12 protein-coding genes are annotated in these 20,065 nt (G+C 48.8%); 4 read left to right on the top strand and 8 right to left on the bottom strand.

Annotated elements, in window-relative coordinates:
* Nucleotides 1-271: 271 nt before the first annotated feature.
* The 8 genes from BM122_RS23250 to BM122_RS09725 all read right to left on the bottom strand — a co-directional run bounded on the left by BM122_RS23250 (nt 272) and on the right by BM122_RS09725 (nt 14,346).
* Nucleotides 272-424 (bottom strand): hypothetical protein, encoded by a 153-nt coding sequence (locus BM122_RS23250; protein WP_177198090.1) that lies wholly within the window; start codon nt 422-424, stop codon nt 272-274.
* A 91-nt stretch (nt 425-515) separates the two neighbouring features.
* Complete coding sequence (locus BM122_RS09755; RefSeq protein ID WP_218152053.1) at nt 516-1,865, bottom strand: amidohydrolase family protein; 1,350 nt, start codon at nt 1,863-1,865, stop codon at nt 516-518.
* A gap of 244 nt (nt 1,866-2,109) precedes the next feature.
* Nucleotides 2,110-3,690, bottom strand: a complete 1,581-nt coding sequence (locus tag BM122_RS09750; protein WP_074905386.1) for a class I SAM-dependent DNA methyltransferase — start codon at nt 3,688-3,690, stop codon at nt 2,110-2,112.
* A gap of 58 nt (nt 3,691-3,748) precedes the next feature.
* A complete protein-coding gene (locus BM122_RS09745) occupies nt 3,749-5,728 on the bottom strand; it encodes a tetratricopeptide repeat protein (RefSeq protein ID WP_074905385.1) in 1,980 nt (659 codons plus the stop codon).
* Nucleotides 5,729-5,750: 22 nt separating this feature from the next.
* Nucleotides 5,751-7,070 (bottom strand): restriction endonuclease subunit S, encoded by a 1,320-nt coding sequence (locus BM122_RS09740; protein ID WP_074905384.1) that lies wholly within the window; start codon nt 7,068-7,070, stop codon nt 5,751-5,753.
* A complete protein-coding gene (locus BM122_RS09735; protein WP_074905383.1) occupies nt 7,067-9,928 on the bottom strand; it encodes a type I restriction endonuclease subunit R in 2,862 nt (953 codons plus the stop codon). Before BM122_RS09735 ends, BM122_RS09740 begins: the two co-directional genes overlap by 4 nt.
* Before the next feature lie 88 nt (nt 9,929-10,016).
* Nucleotides 10,017-13,778: an ATP-dependent RNA helicase HrpA gene (gene hrpA / locus BM122_RS09730; RefSeq protein ID WP_074905382.1), complete on the bottom strand. Its 3,762-nt coding sequence runs from the start codon at nt 13,776-13,778 to the stop codon at nt 10,017-10,019.
* Nucleotides 13,779-13,869: 91 nt separating this feature from the next.
* A complete protein-coding gene (locus BM122_RS09725) occupies nt 13,870-14,346 on the bottom strand; it encodes a hotdog fold thioesterase (protein ID WP_074905381.1) in 477 nt (158 codons plus the stop codon).
* Nucleotides 14,347-14,430: 84 nt separating this feature from the next.
* Here BM122_RS09725 and BM122_RS09720 point away from each other — a divergent pair, with 84 nt between their 5' ends.
* From BM122_RS09720 to BM122_RS09705, 4 genes are all read left to right on the top strand, one after another.
* Nucleotides 14,431-15,288 (top strand): DUF72 domain-containing protein, encoded by an 858-nt coding sequence (locus tag BM122_RS09720; protein ID WP_218152052.1) that lies wholly within the window; start codon nt 14,431-14,433, stop codon nt 15,286-15,288.
* A 77-nt stretch (nt 15,289-15,365) separates the two neighbouring features.
* Nucleotides 15,366-16,529, top strand: a complete 1,164-nt coding sequence (gene dinB, locus BM122_RS09715; protein WP_074905380.1) for a DNA polymerase IV — start codon at nt 15,366-15,368, stop codon at nt 16,527-16,529.
* Between the two features lie 233 nt (nt 16,530-16,762).
* Complete coding sequence (ovoA, locus tag BM122_RS09710; protein WP_074905379.1) at nt 16,763-18,874, top strand: 5-histidylcysteine sulfoxide synthase; 2,112 nt, start codon at nt 16,763-16,765, stop codon at nt 18,872-18,874.
* Nucleotides 18,871-20,061 carry a MalY/PatB family protein gene (locus tag BM122_RS09705; RefSeq protein ID WP_074905378.1) on the top strand — a complete coding sequence of 397 codons (1,191 nt, stop codon included), beginning with the start codon at nt 18,871-18,873 and terminating at the stop codon, nt 20,059-20,061. Before ovoA ends, BM122_RS09705 begins: the two co-directional genes overlap by 4 nt.
* The last annotated feature ends 4 nt before the right edge of the window (nt 20,062-20,065 follow it).

The following is a 20,065-nucleotide window of genomic DNA, read 5'->3' as shown; positions in this document are numbered from 1 at the left end:
CATAGAACGGATGGTTTTTAATTTAATTTGCCAGACAGGGAATAACATAATATTTCTTGATGAATAACTGGAGAGAAGAGGAAACCTGCTTGATTGCGTAACCCAAGAAATTCGTGAATATCCAGCTTAAATGATTAGCAAACGTGGATTGGATTTGATTATCCATAATTGCAGTATTGAAATACAAAGATAGTATGATAACAAATAATATTGGCTGTTATTTCAAATTCTCTGAGGCGATGCATCTACTATAAAGAAATGAAGATTAACGTTACCTGAATGGCAAAATAAAGACAGCACGAATTCTCTTGGCCTGGAGAATTTCATCGGCAGGTTTCTTGTCAAAGAACAACACATTTTCCTCCATCTCTTGGATATAAAACAATCCGGACGGTACCGCAGAAGGTATGCATATTGCACTCATGTAGCTGCTCTTCTTACCGAAAGGTGGATTGGTCAGTAGCATGGCAAAGCTATGTTCAGCTAACTAGTTTAGCTCTTTTTCTATACTATTTTTATGGTAGTAAATCGCGCCTGATTCGGGTGGCAGCCTTCTGCGCCGCTTCCACAACGGTTTCAGCATCCACCCCTGTCAATTCTCCTTTTCCTTTCAAGGCTCGTCCATCGACAAATACCCACTCAACATTCACAGGCTGACCGTTAAAAACGATTTGATTGACCCAATCAAAGCTCGGAGCAAAGTTGACATTTCCAGGATTGATGATAATTAAGTCAGCTTTTTTACCAGGTGTCAGGGAGCCAATGCGATCAAACATATCCAACAGCTTGGCTCCATCCACCGTGGCCATGCGCAGCACGTCAGCAACCCGAGGAAATATGCCAGCTTGAAGTGATATGGCGCGTTGCAACCCCAGTGCAGCGCGCATGTCATTAAACATGTCACTCGTGTCATTCGTCCCGCCATCAATGCCTAGACCCACTTGAACACCAGCCTGTTTCAGCTCAGGCAAACGGATGACCCCGGAAGCTAGCCGCATATTACTAAGCGGATTATGCAAAATACGCACATCATGTTCAGCCAGGGTATTAATTTCTTGATCAGTAAGATGTATCCCATGAGCCCCCAGCAAATCTGGCCCCAGTGCATTCGCCTCTTTTAGCACATCAAATGCTTTATCTTCACGTTGCGCAATGTTCTCAAGCAAATGCACATGCAGTTTTACGCCCAATTCCTTGGCCAGCTTAGACATTGCAATAAGATCGGATCGAAATGCCTCCGAAGGGTGTGAAGCCACTTGAAAAGTGGCTCTGGGGTTGGGGTCAATCATTGTCTGCTTGACAAGCTTCATATCAGCTATGCTGGCAGGATCAGCGGTACCAAGATACGCGAACACAAACCGCAATCCAGAGTCACTGAGGGCACGAACATTCCCCCGCACGAACTGGGGTGTAAAGGCATGCGACCAATCGACCGTTGTGGTGATTCCTGTGTTAATCAGATCCAGGGTGCTGAGCCTAACTCCAGCATAAGCCTCGGTTTCAGTAAGCGTAATGTTAGGATTAAACAGTGGGAACACACAAGCATCTAGCCAGCCCATGAGGTTTTTGTCAGTGCCACAGCCACGGATGAGTGATTGCCATAAGTGATTATGCACGTCAACAAAGCCTGGCATGACAATTTTGCCCGTCGCATCCACAACCTGAGCACCATTCGCCTGTAAGTTTTTACCTACTTTAGCGATCTTATCTCTATCCAGCAAGATATCGGCATTCTCGACAACCCCTAACTCACCTGTGCCTATCGTAGAATCCATGGTGAAGATAAGAGCAGCGCCACGAATCAGAGTCTTTGAAGGTGCCGCTAGTGCCAATGCACAGAAGGAACCCGCTATAACGCTCAGCATGAAGGAACCTAGAATCACAGAATACCAGCGCTTATATTTCAATATCATTTCATTCATCTCTAACCGTTGATGTGAGATTACCTAACAATTTGGATATATTTCTGAGCTTGTGATCCGCTTTTATCTATACCTCCTAGTCAACCCAACTTCTGAACCGTCCCAGCACCGCTGCCTAACAAGCCATAGCCAGATCGATGATGGGGATGGTCCCAGTTACAACACAGTAATGTAGAAGTTGGCCACATCATAGCCGTTCCCCTTTTGAGAAAACATCGACATCATTGAGAATCTCACGAAACTGTTCCAGGGCTGCCTCCAGATCCTCTACAATCTCCTGTGCAATCACATCCGGCGGTGGCAGATTGTCGGAGTCCGACAAAGATTCATCCTTCAGCCAGAAAATATCCAGGCTGATCTTGTCGCGCTTGATCAGCTCCTCATAGTCAAAGGCACGCCAGCGACCGTTTACTCCCTCTCCTTCTGGGTTGGGGTGAGGGGCATTACCTCTCCCCTTCCCTTTCACCGTCATTCCGGCCTCCGAGCCGGAATCCATTTCTGGACACCACGTAGGTATACGATTAAACCTGTTCTCAGGTTTGAAGCATTTCACAAACTCATCCAGATCTGCCCGTTTCAAAGGATTTGTCTTCAGGGTGAAATGCATGTTAGTGCGCAAGTCGTAAACCCACAATTTTTTAGTCCAAGGCGTCTCAGAAGCAGGCTTCTTGTCGAAAAACAGCACATTTGCTTTCACTCCCTGCGCGTAAAACAAGCCGGTAGGCAAGCGCAGCAAAGTATGCACATCGCACTCATGCAACAGTTTACGGCGGATGGTCTCACCCGCCCCACCCTCAAACAACACGTTATCCGGCACGACCACCGCAGCGCGTCCATTCTGCTTGAGCAATGCCTTCACGTGCTGGACGAAGTTGAGTTGTTTGTTCGAGGTGGTCGTCCAGAAATCGCCGCGCTCGACAATGTCGCGCTCACGGCTCGCCTTGCCCTCCTCTCCTACGATGGTAGTACTGCTCTTCTTACCAAACGGCGGATTGGTGAGCACCAGATTAAAGCGGTCACCGGGGTCAGCGGCTAGCGAGTCAGACACTACAATGGGCTCAAACTCCTGGCTGCCGATGCCGTGTAGCAGCATGTTCATCGCGCACAACCGCGCTGTGGCCTGCACCAGCTCCCAACCCTTGAAGGTTGCTTCCTTGAGCTGCTTGCGCTGATCCTTGGTCATGTGCGGATTATGCTTCACCACATAGTCGTGCGCTGCGAGCAGAAAGCCGCCGGTGCCGCAGGCTGGATCTGACACGGTCTCACCAGGCTTCGGGGCCATGACATCCACAATGGCCTGGATCAGCGGGCGCGGGGTAAAGTACTGCCCCGCGCCGGATTTAGTATCCTGGGCGTTCTTTTCCAGCAGACCCTCGTAGGCATCCCCCTTCACGTCGGCGCTCATCGATACCCAGGTTTCCTTGTCGATCAGATCGACGATCAACCGTCTCAGTTTGGCAGGGTTCTGGAACTTGCTTTGAGATTTGGTGAATATCAATCCAAGCAAACCTTTCTCCTTACCGAGCGCCTCAAGCATGTGCCGGTAGTGATCAAATAGCTCATCTCCGTCTTTATCAAGCAAAGTAGTCCAGCTATATTCCATCAGAACTGGACTCGGCTGGTGATACGGCGCCCTGGTGCGCTCATCAGCCATCTTGAGAAACAGTAGATAAGTTAATTGCTCGACGTAATCGCCATACGACATGCCATCGTCGAGCAATATGTTGCAGTAGTTCCAGAGTTTTTGGACGATGTTAATTGAACTCATGCGTTGTCTATCTAATTGAACAAGACAAGGTAAAACAAAGTGATTTCTCTTGCGCTACTTAACATGGCTTGAAGCTATAAAAACGTGGAGCGCCTGCTTTCGACTTTTCAAAAGCTAGTATCTCGCCTCCATCTTCGCGCAGTAACAACAGAACCGTAACATGATCATCTAATATCCTTAATAATGATGGCGCATTGGTTTGCTTGCTGTCCAATTCTCGAACAACGTTTGCAATAATCGCCTGTCCTCGCACTGTTCCCTTGTATTCAATTCGATAACGTTCTTTAGTGAACTTAGTGTTTGAATCAGTACCGGCAAATATTGTTAAGTCAAGCAACCCGCCCCCAGAAGATCTCTCATAAGTACCGGTTGCGGTGAATACTGTTCCTTCAAGAGTTACATTCAATACGCAATCAGGTCCCTTCCAATGTGTGGCCAAGGCTTCCGGTGTGGGCATCGCAACAGCTCTGCCGAACTCTTTGTAAAACTCACTGATTTGCCTTGCTTTCTCAAAAGCTTCCGCTTCTATTTTGTCTTCTTCTTCTGGTATCTCTTTTATGCGGCTTAGGGTGCTACCAACATTCTTGTGCGCATCCTTGAGCATGATCGCCTTATTACATATCTCTTGAGCCTCAGGCAAAAAACCCGATCCAATCAGCTTATTCGCGAGATTACTCATGGCGAGCGTTTCGCCCATCTTTTCTGCCTTACGGTAGGCGATGACTGACTTGGCTTGTAGGTTCATTCGATCAAACGCCACACCAAGGTTGTTCCACGTTACGGCTATTCGCTCTGGATAGGAAATCCTTGTATAGTGCATCGCCGCCAGTGCGTCGTTTCCTTGTTCAGAATATTTATAAGCAAGTGCAAAACGAGTATCTGTGTCGGCAGGGTTTATCTCGAGTTGTCGCTCCATTGTGCCAATTATTACTTCATCATCTTTTGTTATCTCAGCCAACTTTCGCATAGCCTGCAGGACATCAGCCTCGCATTCGATTGAGTCCGCACACTTGGTCCTCATTTGCGCAAGAAGTGCAATAGATGCATGAGTATCATTATTTCTTTGATGCGCACACGCTGCCTCCCCGAATAGCTCTAGTTGCTTATGGATATCACCGGCCACACCTGCAGCGCGCTCAAGTGTCAGAGCAGCATTTCCATACTCCTCATACTGCAAATAGACTCGAGCCAAATAATCTGATATTTCCCACACACCAGGATTTTCATTCGCTAGCTTTGTTAAGCATGATAAGGACCCACCTTTCCCAAAAACTAGGTCTATATATATCTTGAAGGCGTTCCAGGTTGTCGGGTTCTGCCCCTGCGCACCTAGTTCAGTCGCAAGGTACTGGTCACTTATTGACTGTGCTTTCTCGGCATCGCCAGTAACAACAGAATACATAAACGCGATCTCATAGTCTTGTCGTTTCCACTCTGGTTTCGAAGTTGCCCAATTATCACCCTCTGGCACTTGCTCTGCGTTTCTTTCTTCAGGTCTTGATGATTGCGACTCGGACTCCACCAAGATTGCTTTGGTGGCTTTGGGAGATAGTGCCGATATCATTTCAAGGAGTTTTCCGAAAGCCTTCTCAGGCGCTTCTCTTTCGAACTCAATTCGCTCTAAATTACCTTGTAGGCTACCTGGCGCTCGGAGGCCTTGTTCAATCAGAAGTATGACGTTCAGCCCTCGCCCGATTGCCAAACCAATCTCTTGAATAATCCAGTCTGACGTCTTCCATACAAAGTCTTCTTCCTTGGTAATTAATCGGCTGAAATTAAAAAGTATGCTCCTCTTCTTTAAAGCACTCGCTGCTATTACGCGTTCTTTTTTTGTACAAATGGCAATGAACAGATTCTTGCTGTCTAACAAACTCAAAACTTTCGCATCAATAACTCTGGGTTCAGCCGACTCTGCATGCGCCCAAGTGAAATTCGGGTTTAATTCGGAGATTTGATCCAGGAATTTAAGAAACTTATCGACGACAATTTTATCGTCCTCAGTAAAACTATGTCCAACAAACGCCTGAATCGGTGTCATATATGAAATCCCATGGCTGGCCTTAAGGGGGTGGTGAGAATGCCGATGCCAATACTGATTGACGAAAGTGTTTAACACGCTGGAGGTTGGCGTCTACCTGGGATTCAGTTTCGCGCAGAATGGAGAGGCGGCGATCGACTTCGGCGATAATACGTTTTTGCTCTGGGTTCGATGGTAGTGGCACTGTTATCCACACCATGCGCGTAAGCCCAAGATCTTGGTTGCCCACGCCATGGGTGAGCTTTTGCGCCTGTCGATAACAATGTGGAGAATTTAATGGTTTGAGCACTGCCACGTGAACCCACACACTGAATTCACGTGTTTCCGTGTTTACTCTTGCGATACCTGTCGTGCCTCCTTTCGTGTATAGCAAATCACCATACTCAGGCTTACATCGCTTGGAAAATTCATCGTGCAATTCAGACGATATGAATTTCGTAGATGAAAAGTCGATACCTTCTGGACGTATGTTGCCGCCAGAAATAAAGGGGATTCCTTCTTCCGAGTACTTTGGGCTGAAATGGGGTCCATCTTTAACAGACCATACCAGTTGCCCAAGCGTGGTCCATACCCACCCCTCCGGCAATTTAGGCAGATCGGTAGTATCAGGCGCAGCGGGTTCTTTGTATTTGCCCTTGCCTTGCCACTGGTTGCGGCGGGTTTCGAGGATGCGTTGCAGGAGTTGCTCACCGGTCTCAAAACTGCGGCCTTCGCGGCGGGCGAGTTCGGCTTCGGTTTCGACAAGTCGACCTTCGACAGCGGCTTTTAGGACGGCAGCTTTGTAACGCTTGAGGTTAGCCTTGACGCGCTTGAGATTGGCGACGGCTTCGTCGAGGCGGGAGAATTGTTTTTCGATTTCCGCGACGATGTGTTTTTGTTGGTCGATGGATGCAACCGGAAATTCATAAGGTGCCAGTTGATCGAAGTCGACACGAGGGCGATCACCGGTGTTCAAATGTGATGCGAACGAAACAAACGCAGATGAATTCAAAAAATATTGCAGATACCGGCTATCCACTCCATCCGCCTTCGGAAAAACAATGAACTCCGCTGAACAGAGTCCTTCGAAATCCGGTCGGTAAACTTTATTGAGATAGGGGCGCAGCCGCCCATAAAGTACATCACCCGGCTGGAAGTGCACCGCTGAGCTTTTCATGGTACCAGCGCGTACCGTGCCTAGGAGTCTCATCGTGTGAGCCTCAACGTGCTCCATGCCGATAAACGGAAGATTAGGTTTTTCCGATGGCTTAACGCGAGGGCGTGCTGGCCTCACAACTTCACCTAGCGGCCGCATCTCCCAACCTTGTCCCATAACTTCCTTGTGTACCACATTCGTACTCATGCCGCCAACGTCTCGTTCAGCTCTTCAATGATTGCATTCAACTGATCACCGAACAGTTGATGCACTTTGCCGAGGCCGCCCTGTTGCGTAAATGGCGGCAACTCGAAATCAACTGGCTCGATGCTGAGGTTAGCAGCAACGTGGTCACGGATCATTTCGAGCCAGTGGAATTGTTCGCGGGTAAAAGGCTCTGGATTCCGGCCTTCGCCGGAATGACGGGCCTGAGTGGCTACCCAGGCATTAAAGTTGGCGTTGACACGCTCGGGGAACGGGATGAGTTCGTTGTCCTGGTGGATGGCGAAGCGCACCAGCGAAACAAGATCAGTAAGGATGCGGCGACCAGAGGCACCTTTGACTTTAGATTTTTCCAACGCAGCGTAGGCGCTCCACAGTTGCGATTCGTTCCACAGATACGGCGGCTTTTCGATGGCATCGGCTAATTCTTTTATGGCCTCGAAGGTGAGGCGCTGTTTGTAGGGTTTGCTGTAGAGCACTTGCAAAGCGGTGATTTCATCCTTGTGCGCTTGGATGAATTGCTCGAAGGATTGGACCACACCCTTGGCACGGTTGAGGGCTTCAGGCGAGAAGCCGACGTCGATGATTTCATCGGCACTGATGATATCGATGACGACTTCATTTTTCTTTTTGATTTCGGTGAGTAGCGCGCGTAGCTCTGGATCGTGGAGCGGCTTTATTGCATTCTGGATGATACGCACACGGGCTTCGTTTATCTGGGTTTCTGGATTCCGGCTTTCGCCGGAATGACGGCTTGCCTCACCTTTATCTTCTGCAGTAAAAAGAGGAAGAACGATGTCAGGATCGAGCGATTGAATAATGTTGTGGGCAAGATCTTTGAGGCTGTAGCCGCCACTGAGTTGGCGAATTTGTTGATCATCTTGCGGTTTGAGACGATGTTCCATACGTGCCAGGCGACCAGCGAGCGAGGTCAGTACGTCATCTTCAGTGTTGCCGAAGGCGACGGCCTGCAGAAGTTTTTCAAAGCTGACGGTGGGCTTCTGCTCCATCGGGCGGGAGTCAGTTTTGTCCTGCTCGCAGACGCCGACGGCGTCGACGATGACGAAGTGGTCCTTGGCCTTGGCATCGGGGGTGACGCTTTGCAGGTCGTCGGGTTTGATGACGCGCACGCCGCGGCCTTTCATCTGCTCGAAGAAGGCACGGGATTTGACAGCGCGCATGAACATGACGATTTCCACCGCCTTGATATCGGTGCCGGTGGCGATCATGTCTACTGTGACAGCAATGCGCGGCATGGGGCTGGTGCGGAATTCGTTGATGAGGTCTTTGGGTTTCGCGCCCCCTGCCCCATAGCTGCGGTAAGTGATCTTCTGGGCAAAATCGTTACCTTTGCCGAATTCCTCACGCACGATCTCGACGATATTTTCCGCGTGCGCATCGTCCTTGGCAAAGATGAGCGTCTTGGGAACCCAGCTGCGGCCAGGGAAAATTTCGGTGAACAGTTTGTCACGATAAGTCTGGATAATGGTGCGGATCTGGTCCGGGGCGACCACATTGCGGTCTAGCTGGTTTGGGTCGTAGCTGAAATCGTCGTCGAGTTGTTCCCAGCGCTTTTTGCGTGTGTCGCGTTCCATGATCTGCACGGCGTAGCCGGATTCCACCTTCGAACCCTTCTCAGTGATCTGGGTACGGATGCGGTAGACGTCATAGTTGACGTTGACACCGTCGGCCACAGCCATTTCGTGGTTGTATTCCATTACCAGGTTCTGGTGGAAGAAGCCGAAGGTTTGCTTGCTGGGTGTGGCAGTGAGGCCGATGAGATAAGCGTCGAAGTACTCCAACACCTGCGCCCACAGGTTGTAGATGGAACGGTGGCATTCGTCAGTCACAATGATATCGAAGGTTTCAATAGGGATTGCCGGATTATACTCAATCGGTTCTGGTCGTTTGAACAGGCCACCGAGCTTGTCCACTGATTCTTCTTCGAGATCTTCCGCCAACTCCTTGCCTTTAAGCATGGCATACATACGCTGGATGGTGCAAATGCATACGCGCGCGGTGGTGTCGATTACATTCGATTGCAGACGTTGAACGATGTATTCCTCGGTGAACTTGAAATTGTTGTAGGGCGAAGCGTATTGCTGAAATTCCTTGAGCGTTTGGTCGCCAAGGTTGCCGCGGTCGACCAGGAACAATACCCGCCGGGCGCCAGCGAATTTGATCAGACGGTAGATGAAGGAGATGGCAGTAAAGGTTTTGCCAGAACCGGTAGCCATCTGAATGAGTGCGCGTGGGCGATTTTCCTTGAGTGATTGTTCCAGATTCTGGATGGCTTTGATCTGGGCAGGCCACAGCCCTTCTTCTCTCAGAGGTGGCATCTGTTGCAGGCGAGCAAGGAAAGTACTGCCCGTTTGATAATACTGTGGCAGGCTCTGCTGTATAGTGTGTGTTGGTGGATTAGGTGGATTGTTCAGCCATTCCGCTAGCAGTCCGGGTGTATGGAATGCAAATACTGACCTCGAACGTGGAGCGGGATCAAGACCATTGGTAAAGCGGTTTTCGTTTCCCGTCGATTGATACGAGAACGGTAGCGGATTGCTCCAGTGCGGCAATCCATCCGGCAAGCCTTGTGTGTATTTGTCCGATTGCGTTTCAACGCCGGTAAGGGTCACCCCTGCTTTCTTGGCTTCGATTACCCCTACTGCTTTACCATCGATATACAGCAGATAATCTGCAAAACCATATCCAGTTTTCAATGGAAATTCGCGAATAGCCACGCCGCGTACGGCATGGATATTAACTTTTTCCGCATCGCACACCAACCAGCCTGCTGCCGTCAGCAGACGATCGATATTCTCCCTTGCGTGTTGTTCCAGTGGCAATTTTTATTAGTATTGTAGGTAGATCATCAAGTCATGAGCGGCAAGACAATAGCATAAAAAGCTGTCACTCAGCTAGTCTTTCTACAACTTACTCGCGCACTGTTTCCCAGAACTTCTGCAGGCGTTTGACGGATACTGGATAAGGGGTTTTCAACTCTTGGGCGAACAGGGAGATGCGCAGTTCCTCGATTTGCCAGCGGAATTCGGTCAGATTGGGGTCGCTGATACCGGCCTTACGATGTTTTTCCAGGCGCTGCAGATATTGATTCCACAGTGCCGCGATACTGGCCCCATGCTGGCCATCGCGTGAGGGGTTGCTGGCGTATTTATCGAGGCGCAAGACCATGCCTTTTAAATAACGCGTAAGATGCGGCAGTCGTTCCCAGCTAGTTGCATGCAGAAAGCCGGGATAAACCAGGTGATTGAGCTGATCGGCCAGTTCAGTCTTGAGGCGAGGATTGCTGATCGGGCTGGCAGCGAGGCGTTGTTTCAGTGTCTGGTATTCCTGCGCGATATCCTGGATGAGCCGGGCGACAGCATCGGTCACGGGGCTGAGGCGTAGCCGCGCACGCTGTTTCTGTGCGTTAAATTCGTTTTCGCTACGCGGCAGCGCATCATCGCCGATGAAAGCCCGATCGCTGATGGCATCGAGCATGTCCCGTTTGAGCGTTTCCGGATCGATCAAGGTGCTCAACTGCATGATGGCCTGCTTATACCCCGGCAGATTTTTTTCAAGCTGCTTCATCCTGTCTTTAAGCTCGAAATTCAATAATCGCCGCACTCCTGCCCGCATGTTGCTTGCGGCAGCGTCACGGGTATCGAATAGGCGTATGGCGACATGATCCGTTTGATCGACCAGAGCAGGATAGCCGGTAATTTGTTTGCCTGCGCGCGTGAAAGTGATTTCCTCGGGCAGATCACCAAAATCCCAGCGCGTGAGTTGATCGCGTTCAATGCCGATTTGCTCGGCTGTGTCTGACTGGGCAAAGGTCAACTGCGCGGCTTGTCCCAATTGTGCCTGCAATTCTGTGAGATTGCGGCTCATGGCAAGTTCCTGGCCGGCGTCATCGATGACTTTGAAATTCATCTGCAAATGCAGCGGTAAAGGTTTGTCATCCCAACTGTCCAGCGGCACTTTGATGCCTGTTTGGCTCTGGATAAAGCGTGCCAACGCTTCTGACATCAGTATGGTCTCTCCTTGTTCCTGCTGTTCCAGAAAACGGGTGACATAGTCGGGCACGGGTACCAGATTGCGCCTGATCTGCTTGGGCAGCGATTTGAAATACCAGGTTATTTTTTCCCGCACCAGTCCCGGTACGAGCCAGTCAAACTGCGCTATAGTTAACTTGTTGAGAAAAGGCAGCGGTACGGTGATGGTCACGCCATCCAGCACATGTCCTGGTTCAAAACGATAGTTCAGTGGGAAAGCATGGCCATCTATGCTAACTGTTTCAGGAAATTGCACTTCGTTAACACTGCCTGCTGCATGGCGCATCAGGTAATCACGCGTGAGATAAAGCAGTTGTGGATGGGTTTGTTCCGCCTGCTTGCGCCATTTTTCAAAAGCTGCTCCGCCATAGATGTCTGCCGGAATAATGGCATCGTAGAACGCAAAAATTTCCTGCTCATCGACCAGCACATCCTGTCGGCGTGCCTTGTGCTCGAGTTCTTCGATGGTTTCAATCAGCTTGCGGTTGTGCTCGAAGAACGGCGCTTTAGTCACGTATTCCCCTGCTACCAACGCATTGCGGATAAAGATCTCGCGCGCTTCCTTGGGATTGATTCGGCCATACGCCACGCGCCGCTTCGGCACGATAGTCAGACCATAGAGCGTAACACGTTCATAAGCGGCCACCTGGGCAGGTTGTTTTTCCCAATGAGGGTCAAAATAATGTTTTTTACAGAGCCTGCCAGCGATGTTTTCCAGCCAGGACGGATCAATGGCTGCCACACAGCGGGCATACAATTTGGCGGTTTCGGTCAGCTCTGCCGCAACGATCCATTTGGGTTTGGTTTTTTTCAGCGATGAGCCCGGAAAAATCGAGAATTTGATGCCGCGCGCGCCGAGGTATTCGCCTTCACTTTCAGATTTGAAGCCGATATTACCGAGCAGTCCTGCCAGCAAGGCGCGGTGGATTTCGTCATAATTTGCCGGCACCTGATTCGGCTTGAACCCCAGCTCCATTACCAAAGTATGCAATTGCCCGTGAATTTCACGCCATTCACGCATGCGGCGATGGGAAATGAAATGCTCCTGGCACTGGGCGATCAGTTTTTTGTTGGATTTTTTATGCTTGAGCTGCTCATCAAAAAATTCCCATAGCTTCAAGAAACTCAGAAAATCCGAGCGCTCATCGCGGAAAGGTTCATGCGCGCGGTCAGCTGCTTCCTGCTTCTCGAACGGCCGGTCGCGCGGATCTTGCAGACTTAGGGCAGAAGCGATGATCAGTATTTCGCTCAGGCAGTTCTCCTGTTTTGCCGCCAAAATCATACGCGCAATTTTCGGATCGATCGGAAATTTGGCCAGCCGCCAGCCGATCGCGGTCAGCGCATTGTTGTCATCCACTGCGCCCAGTTCGGCCAGCAGTTGATAACCATCCGCGATCATGCGTGGTAGCGGCGGCTGAATAAACGGAAAGTTTTCCACATCGCCGATTTTGAGTGATTTCATGCGCAAAATAACAGCCGCGAGCGATGAACGCAGAATTTCCGGGTCGGTAAACTCGGGGCGCGCGCGATAATCCTCTTCCCCATACAGGCGCACGCAGATACCACTCATGACCCGTCCGCAGCGCCCGGCACGCTGATCAGCGGAGGCTTGGGAAATCTTTTCGATCAATAGCTGCTCGACTTTATTGCGGTAACTGTAGCGGTTAACGCGTGCCAGACCCGTATCGATCACGTAACGGATACCCGGCACGGTCAAGGAGGTCTCCGCCACATTGGTCGCCAAAACGATGCGCCGTACCTTACCGGGCTTGAACACGCGTTCCTGTTCGGCAAACGATAAGCGCGCAAACAATGGCAGGATTTCCACCCCTGCCCCACCACCCGGACGGCTAAAAGCATGTTTGCGCAGCGATTCAGCAGTTTCTCTGATTTCACGTTCGCCCGGTAGAAAGATCAAGGTATCGCCCCACCCTACCCGCATCAGCTCATCGGCTGCATCGATAATCGCCTGCTGCAAGTCCACCTCTTCCTCATCTTCAGAAGCCAACGGACGATAGCGTATTTCCACCGGATACAGCCGGCCGGATACTTCGATCACCGGGGCGTTATGGAAATGCCGGGAGAAACGTTGCGCATCAATGGTGGCAGAAGTCACAATCAGTTTCAGATCAGGCCGTTTCAGCATTAATTGCTTGAGATAGCCCAGCAGGAAGTCGATATTGAGACTGCGCTCATGCGCTTCATCGATGATAATCGTGTCATAAGCGCGCAATAGCGGATCACCCTGCGTCTCTGCCAGCAGAATACCGTCTGTCATCAGTTTGATATAGGTATCCTTGCTGACACTGTCGGAAAAGCGCACTTTATAACCTACCGCATGACCCAGCGGGCTATTCAGCTCAGAAGCAATCCGCATCGCCACCGTGCGCGCGGCAATGCGGCGCGGCTGGGTATGCCCGATCAGTCCTGCCACCCCGCGCCCAAGCTCGAGACAGATCTTGGGTAACTGTGTGGTCTTACCTGAACCTGTCTCACCACACACAATGACCACCTGATTCGCCTCAATGGCGCGTGCGATTTCTTCCCGCTTGCCAACGACGGGCAGCTCTTCTGGATAGGTTGGTTTGGGCAGATTGGCTAGACGCCGATCCAGCTCAGTGACAGCAAGTGGTAATTTCATGAAAAACTTATTGACAGAAACTTAAGGATAGAACGAAGGCAAGCATCAATAATAAGCTTGCAGAATTAAAGGATTAGACAGTTAAAAGCCATTACGATTCTCTGCTCACGATCACGGTTTCTTTTTGATTACTCAATGTACCCTGTTCAATGATTGCCACGGTCAATCTGGAAATCGCCACACGCTTGCCAGTTGATTCTTCGGCGATATCTGTTTGCCAGACTTGAGTGCGGCGGCCGATATGCAGCGGTGTACATATCCCGATGACATTACCCTTCGTGACCGCGCGAATATGATTGGCATTGATATCAAGCCCAACTGCGCGATATTTTTCCGGATCAATCGTCATCCAGGCTGAGACACTGCCTAATGTTTCTGACAAGACGCAGCTTGCGCCGCCGTGCAAAATGCCAAACGGCTGGGTTGTCCTTTTATCCACCGGCATCCTTGCTTTCAGAAAATCCGGGCCAATTTCTGCAAAATGGATGCCGATATGCGCACCCATATTAGCGTTGCGTAGCCCTTCCAGATAATCGAGTGTGTACTCCTTGAACCAAATCGTGCTCACTAGTTCCCCTTTATTGATTGATCGTTTAAAAAATTAAAAGCGTTCTATACCGCAAACTCTGCTAAACAGAATATTATAAAGGCAATGGCCAAATTAATTGACAGGTTACTTTGTTATAGCCATGCTTTTCAGGGTGGTTATGGCGGTTTGGTTCTTGAGCAGCCTGTTACAGCCAAGACAAATCATTCAGGAGCGAGCGATATGATGGAAGGTGCGATTTTCATCGGAACATCCGGCTGGTCATACTCTCACTGGCGAGACCTATTCTATCCGCCGGGTTTTTCCCAGAAAGAATGGCTGTACTATTATGCAAAACACTTTAAAACTGTCGAGATCAATAATTCGTTCTATCAATTGACTGATAAAAAAACATTGCTGCGATGGTATGACATGGTCCCTAAAGACTTTATCTTTACCGTCAAAGCCAGCCGTTACATCACTCACATACAAAGACTGAACGATCCGGAGCAAAGTACTGATACTTTCCTGGAACGAATACGCATGCTGGAAGATAAACTAGGGCCCATTTTGTTCCAGCTCCCGCCTCGCTGGCATTTCAATCCCGAGCGCTTGTCTGCTTTTCTCGATACGCTCAGCAATGATTTCAGATATGTCTTTGAATTTCGCGACCGTAGCTGGCATAACGCACAAACTTATCAACTGCTCTCAATGCATAAGGCAGCCTTCTGTATCTTCGATCTGGATGGTTTTCTTTCACCCAGGGAAATCACTACCGATCTTATTTATGTGCGCCTGCATGGCCCAAACGGTCCTTATGAGGGCAGTTATAGCAAATATTCTTTATCTGAATGGGCAGCTACTTTTGCTAACTGGTCAGCACAGGGTCATACCATTTATTGCTATTTTGACAATACCAAGAGTGGTTATGCCGCTGCACAAAATGCGCTAACCTTGCAAACTATGCTGCACAGTACCCAATAATTGAAACCGGGGTTAATACCATTTCCAAATCAAACCTGACGTGAAGGCGAGCCGCAGACATAAATAACTTATAAACAATGAATTTCTTATCACGTCGTATCGCCCATCTTGATATGGATGCATTTTTTGCGTCTGTTGAGCTTCTCCGTTATCCGCAATTACGCGGGTTGCCCGTTGTCATTGGCGGGAAATCGGAGCATAAACCGGTGCGACTGGAAGATGGAAGCTTGCATTTCTCACGGTTGCGTGATTATGTGGGTCGTGGTGTGATCACGACAGCTACCTATGAAGCGCGGGCAGTTGGCGTATTTTCTGCGATGAGTATGATGAAAGCGGCTCAACTCGCCCCTGATGCCATTTTGCTGCCAGTTGACTTTGATGCGTATCGCCATTATTCGCAGCTGTTTAAAATTGCCGTGGCAAACATTACACCTCAAATCGAAGATTCCGGCATCGACGAAATTTATATTGATCTCAGCAGTCTGCCAGAGGATAGCTTGACGCTCGCTAAACGTATCAAACAAGCGGTATTCGATGCCACGGGTCTCACCTGCTCAATTGGTATTACGCCGAATAAACTGCTTTCGAAAATGTGCTCTGATCTTGAGAAACCAGATGGTATTACTATTCTGGACATGTCTGACATTCCAGAGCGCATTTGGCCGCTACCGGTACGCAAAATCAATGGTATTGGCCCCAAAGCAGAAAAGAAACTGGCATCACTAGGCATTTCGACCATCGCCGAGCTGGCCGAGATCGAATTAAGTTTTCTTCAAATACACTTTGGCCGCGGCTATGCAACCTGGCTCTCTGAGGTTTCGCATGGCATTGATCATCGTCCAGTCATGGCTCGCTCGGAACCTAAATCGATCAGCCGGGAAACTACTTTTGAGCATAACCTTCATCCACGCTATGATCGCACTGCTTTATCGGAAGCACTTACCGCCCTGTGTACACGTGTTGCAGAAGATTTGAAACGTAAAGGCTACCTTGGTCGCACCATTAGTATTAAATTGCGCTTCGAAGATTTCCATACTGTCACCCGAGACATCACCTTGTCTACATTCATTGCCGATCCTATTGCTATCCGCCAGGCTGCGCGAGAATGTTTACGACGTGTACCACTGGAAAAAAAGCTTCGATTACTTGGCGTACGGGTCAGTATGCTGTCTTCTACCCACTCGCTGCAGGTAGCGAATGTGTTAACTCAGGGTGAATTGCTCCTTGCATTCCAGGAATAGGCATCATGGGGTGACCCATTCAAATTTTCTGTTAATTCTGCTAATTAAGCGAATTGTATTCCTATTCCTTGTTTATGCCTTTATCATTATCTCAGGGAATAATTGTCGTGTTTCCATTTACTACCAATGGGTACGCTAAATTTGTTATTTCCTTGTTAAATATGACCTATAAAGTTCGAAAGAGTATAATAACCGCTCCGAAAGTTACAAATAAGCAGGTTTGTCAATATTTTATGTCAAAAAAACTTTTTCAGAGAACACCGATACTCGATGGTAACGACGTTAATGCTAAACGTGAAGAAATACGATCCTATTTTCATACTACGCTCGATTATTACGAGCAACTTTTTGAAACGTTACGCAATGATGAGGCTTATTACGCTAAGCCGATCACGCTGAGGCATCCTCTGATTTTTTATTTGGGACATACTGCTACTTTCTTCACTAATAAACTGATTCTGGCCGGCTTGATTACTGAGCGAATCAATCCCAAAGTGGAATCAATGTTTGCAGTCGGCGTCGATGAAATGAGCTGGGATGATTTGGATACGACTCATTACGATTGGCCATCCGTAGAAGAAGTACTGACATATCGCCGCACCATGCGCAGTATTGTCGATAAGCTCATCAGCGATACGCCCTTGACTCTGCCGATCGGCTGGGAAAGCCCCTGGTGGACCATTATAATGGGTATTGAGCATGAGCGTATCCATCTGGAAACCTCTTCGGTATTGATTCGCCAGCATGCACTGCAATACGTTCAACCCCATCCTGCCTGGCAACCCTGCCGCAAAAGCGGAATCGCCCCGGAAAATCAATTGGTGACTGTGCCGGCTGGCAAAGTGCAGATAGGTAAAAACAAGACTGACCCTGTTTTTGGATGGGACAATGAATATGGTCACCATTCAGCAGAAATCCCGGCATTCCAAGCAAGTCGTTATCTGGTTAGCAACCAGGAATTTCTTGCTTTTGTTGAGGCCAATGGTTATGGCTTAGAGGATCACTGGGAAGAGGAAGGCCGTGGCTGGTTAAAACATACTCGTGCACAATACCCTACCTTCTGGCTCAAACGAGGCAATGAATGGTATTTCCGCTTGATGACCGAGGAAGTGCCTATGCCCTGGGATTGGCCAGTAGAAGTAAATTATCATGAAGCCAAGGCATTTTGTAACTGGAAAGCGAAAACCAGCGGCCTACCGATGCGTTTACCGAGCGAAGATGAGTGGTACCGATTATATGATGTAGCCAATTTATCCGAGGTACCTCATAATGCTCCAGCCGTTGGCAATATTCATCTCGATTATTATGCTTCGAGTTGTCCCATTAATGAGTTTCCTCAGGGTGAATTCTTCGATATCGTAGGTAACGTTTGGCAATGGACAGAAACACCAACTTACCCATTTGAAGGGTTCGATGTTCATCCACACTATGATGATTTCACCATGCCTACTTTTGATGATCGGCACAATCTCATCAAAGGCGGCTCCTGGATTGCCTGTGGTAATGAATCATTGAAGGCATCGCGCTATGCCTTTCGTCGTCATTTCTTTCAACATGCCGGATTTCGCTATGTCGTTACTGATACGCCTGCCTTCCAGCCCAGTTCTCATTATGAGACAGACAAATTGTTGTCCGAGTATGCTGAATTTCATTATGGTGATACGTATTTCGATGTACCCAATTTCCCGGCTGCTGTGGCTAAACTTGCCATTGCTGCCATGGGCAATCGACCCGCACACAAGGCACTTGATCTGGGATGCGCCTCAGGACGAGCCACATTTGAATTGGCAAAACATTTCGATCATGTCACAGGTGTTGATTTCTCTGCACGTTTTATCAATCAAGGTGTGCAGCTCATTCAACAAGGTGTGCTGCGTTATACCCTAACCGATGAAGGTGATCTGGTTTCTTACAAAGAGCGTTCGCTTGCCAACCTGGGACTTGATGATGTCAAGCATAAGGTTGAGTTCTTTCAAGGTGATGCTTGCAACCTCAAACCCATTTTGACTGGCTATGATCTCATCCTTGCAGTCAATCTGATCGATCGTTTATATGATCCGGCCAAATTCCTGGCAAACATACACAGCCGGGTCAATCCTGGTGGATTGTTGCTGATTGCCTCCCCTTATACCTGGTTAGAAGAGCACACTAAGCGGGAAGCATGGATCGGTGGATTTAAGCGGGATGGTGAAAGCTTTACTACATTGGATGGTTTGAAAGATATACTGGGCAGCCATTTCAAACTGATTCAGGGTCCACAGGAAGTCCCCTTCGTAATCCGTGAAACTAAACGTAAATTTCAGCATACACTATCAGAAGTAACGATCTGGGAGAAAATCGCGTGAGTGATCCATTCGACCGCGATATCAAACGGGTCGGAACGAATAGCACCAAGTTTGATGGGCGTCTGAGTACATTCGGCAATGCCAATGTGATGCCGTTGTGGGTAGCTGATATGGATTTCGCTGCCCCTGCAGAAGTCACGCATGCTCTGATTGGACGTGCCACCCATCCGATCTATGGTTATACGCTTATCCCGGAAAGCCTCTACCAGTCGCTCATCGACTGGTTATGGCTACGCTATCATTGGAAGGTAGAGCGTGATTGGATCATTCTCAGCCCTGGCGTGGTTCCCTCGATAACCAGTACGATCATGGCACTCACTCAAACAGGTGAGCAAGTCATCATACAGCCACCGGTGTATTTTCCCTTTTTTTCGGCAATAACCAAAACAGACAGGCAATTGATACTCAATCCTTTGCAACTGGTAAATGGCCGATACACGATCGATTTCGATCAACTGGAGCAGATCGGTATGAATGCGCGCATGCTGCTATTCTGCTCTCCCCACAATCCTGTGGGGAGAGTGTGGAGCAAATCTGAATTAGCGCAGCTTATTAAAATGACTGACAGACATAACTGGGTGATTATTTCGGATGAAATTCATGCTGATCTGGTTTATCCAGAAAACCAGCATCGCCCCTTGGCAAGTCTAACTGAAAATCCAGAAAATATCATTACGGCTATTGCACCGAGCAAAACTTTCAATATCCCAGGACTTCATCTGTCTGCCCTGATCGTACCAAATAAAATACATCGTGCTGCCATTACGCATTTTTTTGATATGATTCATATCAGTGCGGCTAATCCCTTCAGCATAGTTGCATTTGAAACTGCTTATCGGACAGGAGCAACCTGGCTGAATGAATTGATGCTGTATCTAACAAATACACGTGATCAGGTCGACGACTACCTGTCCGAACATCTACCAGACATTCAATTAATTAAGCCTGAAGGAACGTATTTACTTTGGCTGGATTGTCGCGCCCTGAATATGAACGATAAGCAGCTTAAGCATTTTTTTGTGCATGAAGCTGAAGTCGGATTAAGTCCTGGCGCATTATTTGGGAAAAATGGCAGCGGTTTCATGCGCATGAATATTGGCACTCCCCGCCACAATATTATGACAGCACTTGAAAATATTAGAAAAGCTTACAATCGAGTAAAGATAAGATCAGGAAGAATATTATAAAACG

It is taken from the genome of Nitrosomonas communis (genome assembly GCF_900114745.1).
Lineage (GTDB): Bacteria > Pseudomonadota > Gammaproteobacteria > Burkholderiales > Nitrosomonadaceae > Nitrosomonas > Nitrosomonas communis_A.
Note: the sequence above shows the minus strand (reverse complement) of the source record. Positions and strands in the feature narration are given on the sequence as shown.

What these genes read in the sequence shown, in the direction of transcription:
- BM122_RS09740 (WP_074905384.1), bottom strand. Translation starts at nt 7,070, where the DNA reads ATGAGTACGAATGTGGTACACAAGGAAGTTATGGGACAAGGTTGGGAG.
- dinB (WP_074905380.1), top strand. Translation starts at nt 15,366, where the DNA reads ATGAATTTCTTATCACGTCGTATCGCCCATCTTGATATGGATGCATTT.
- BM122_RS23250 (WP_177198090.1), bottom strand. Translation starts at nt 424, where the DNA reads ATGAGTGCAATATGCATACCTTCTGCGGTACCGTCCGGATTGTTTTAT.
- BM122_RS09750 (WP_074905386.1), bottom strand. Translation starts at nt 3,690, where the DNA reads ATGAGTTCAATTAACATCGTCCAAAAACTCTGGAACTACTGCAACATA.
- BM122_RS09720 (WP_218152052.1), top strand. Translation starts at nt 14,431, where the DNA reads ATGGCCAAATTAATTGACAGGTTACTTTGTTATAGCCATGCTTTTCAG.
- BM122_RS09755 (WP_218152053.1), bottom strand. Translation starts at nt 1,865, where the DNA reads ATGCTGAGCGTTATAGCGGGTTCCTTCTGTGCATTGGCACTAGCGGCA.
- ovoA (WP_074905379.1), top strand. Translation starts at nt 16,763, where the DNA reads ATGTCAAAAAAACTTTTTCAGAGAACACCGATACTCGATGGTAACGAC.
- BM122_RS09745 (WP_074905385.1), bottom strand. Translation starts at nt 5,728, where the DNA reads ATGACACCGATTCAGGCGTTTGTTGGACATAGTTTTACTGAGGACGAT.
- hrpA (WP_074905382.1), bottom strand. Translation starts at nt 13,778, where the DNA reads ATGAAATTACCACTTGCTGTCACTGAGCTGGATCGGCGTCTAGCCAAT.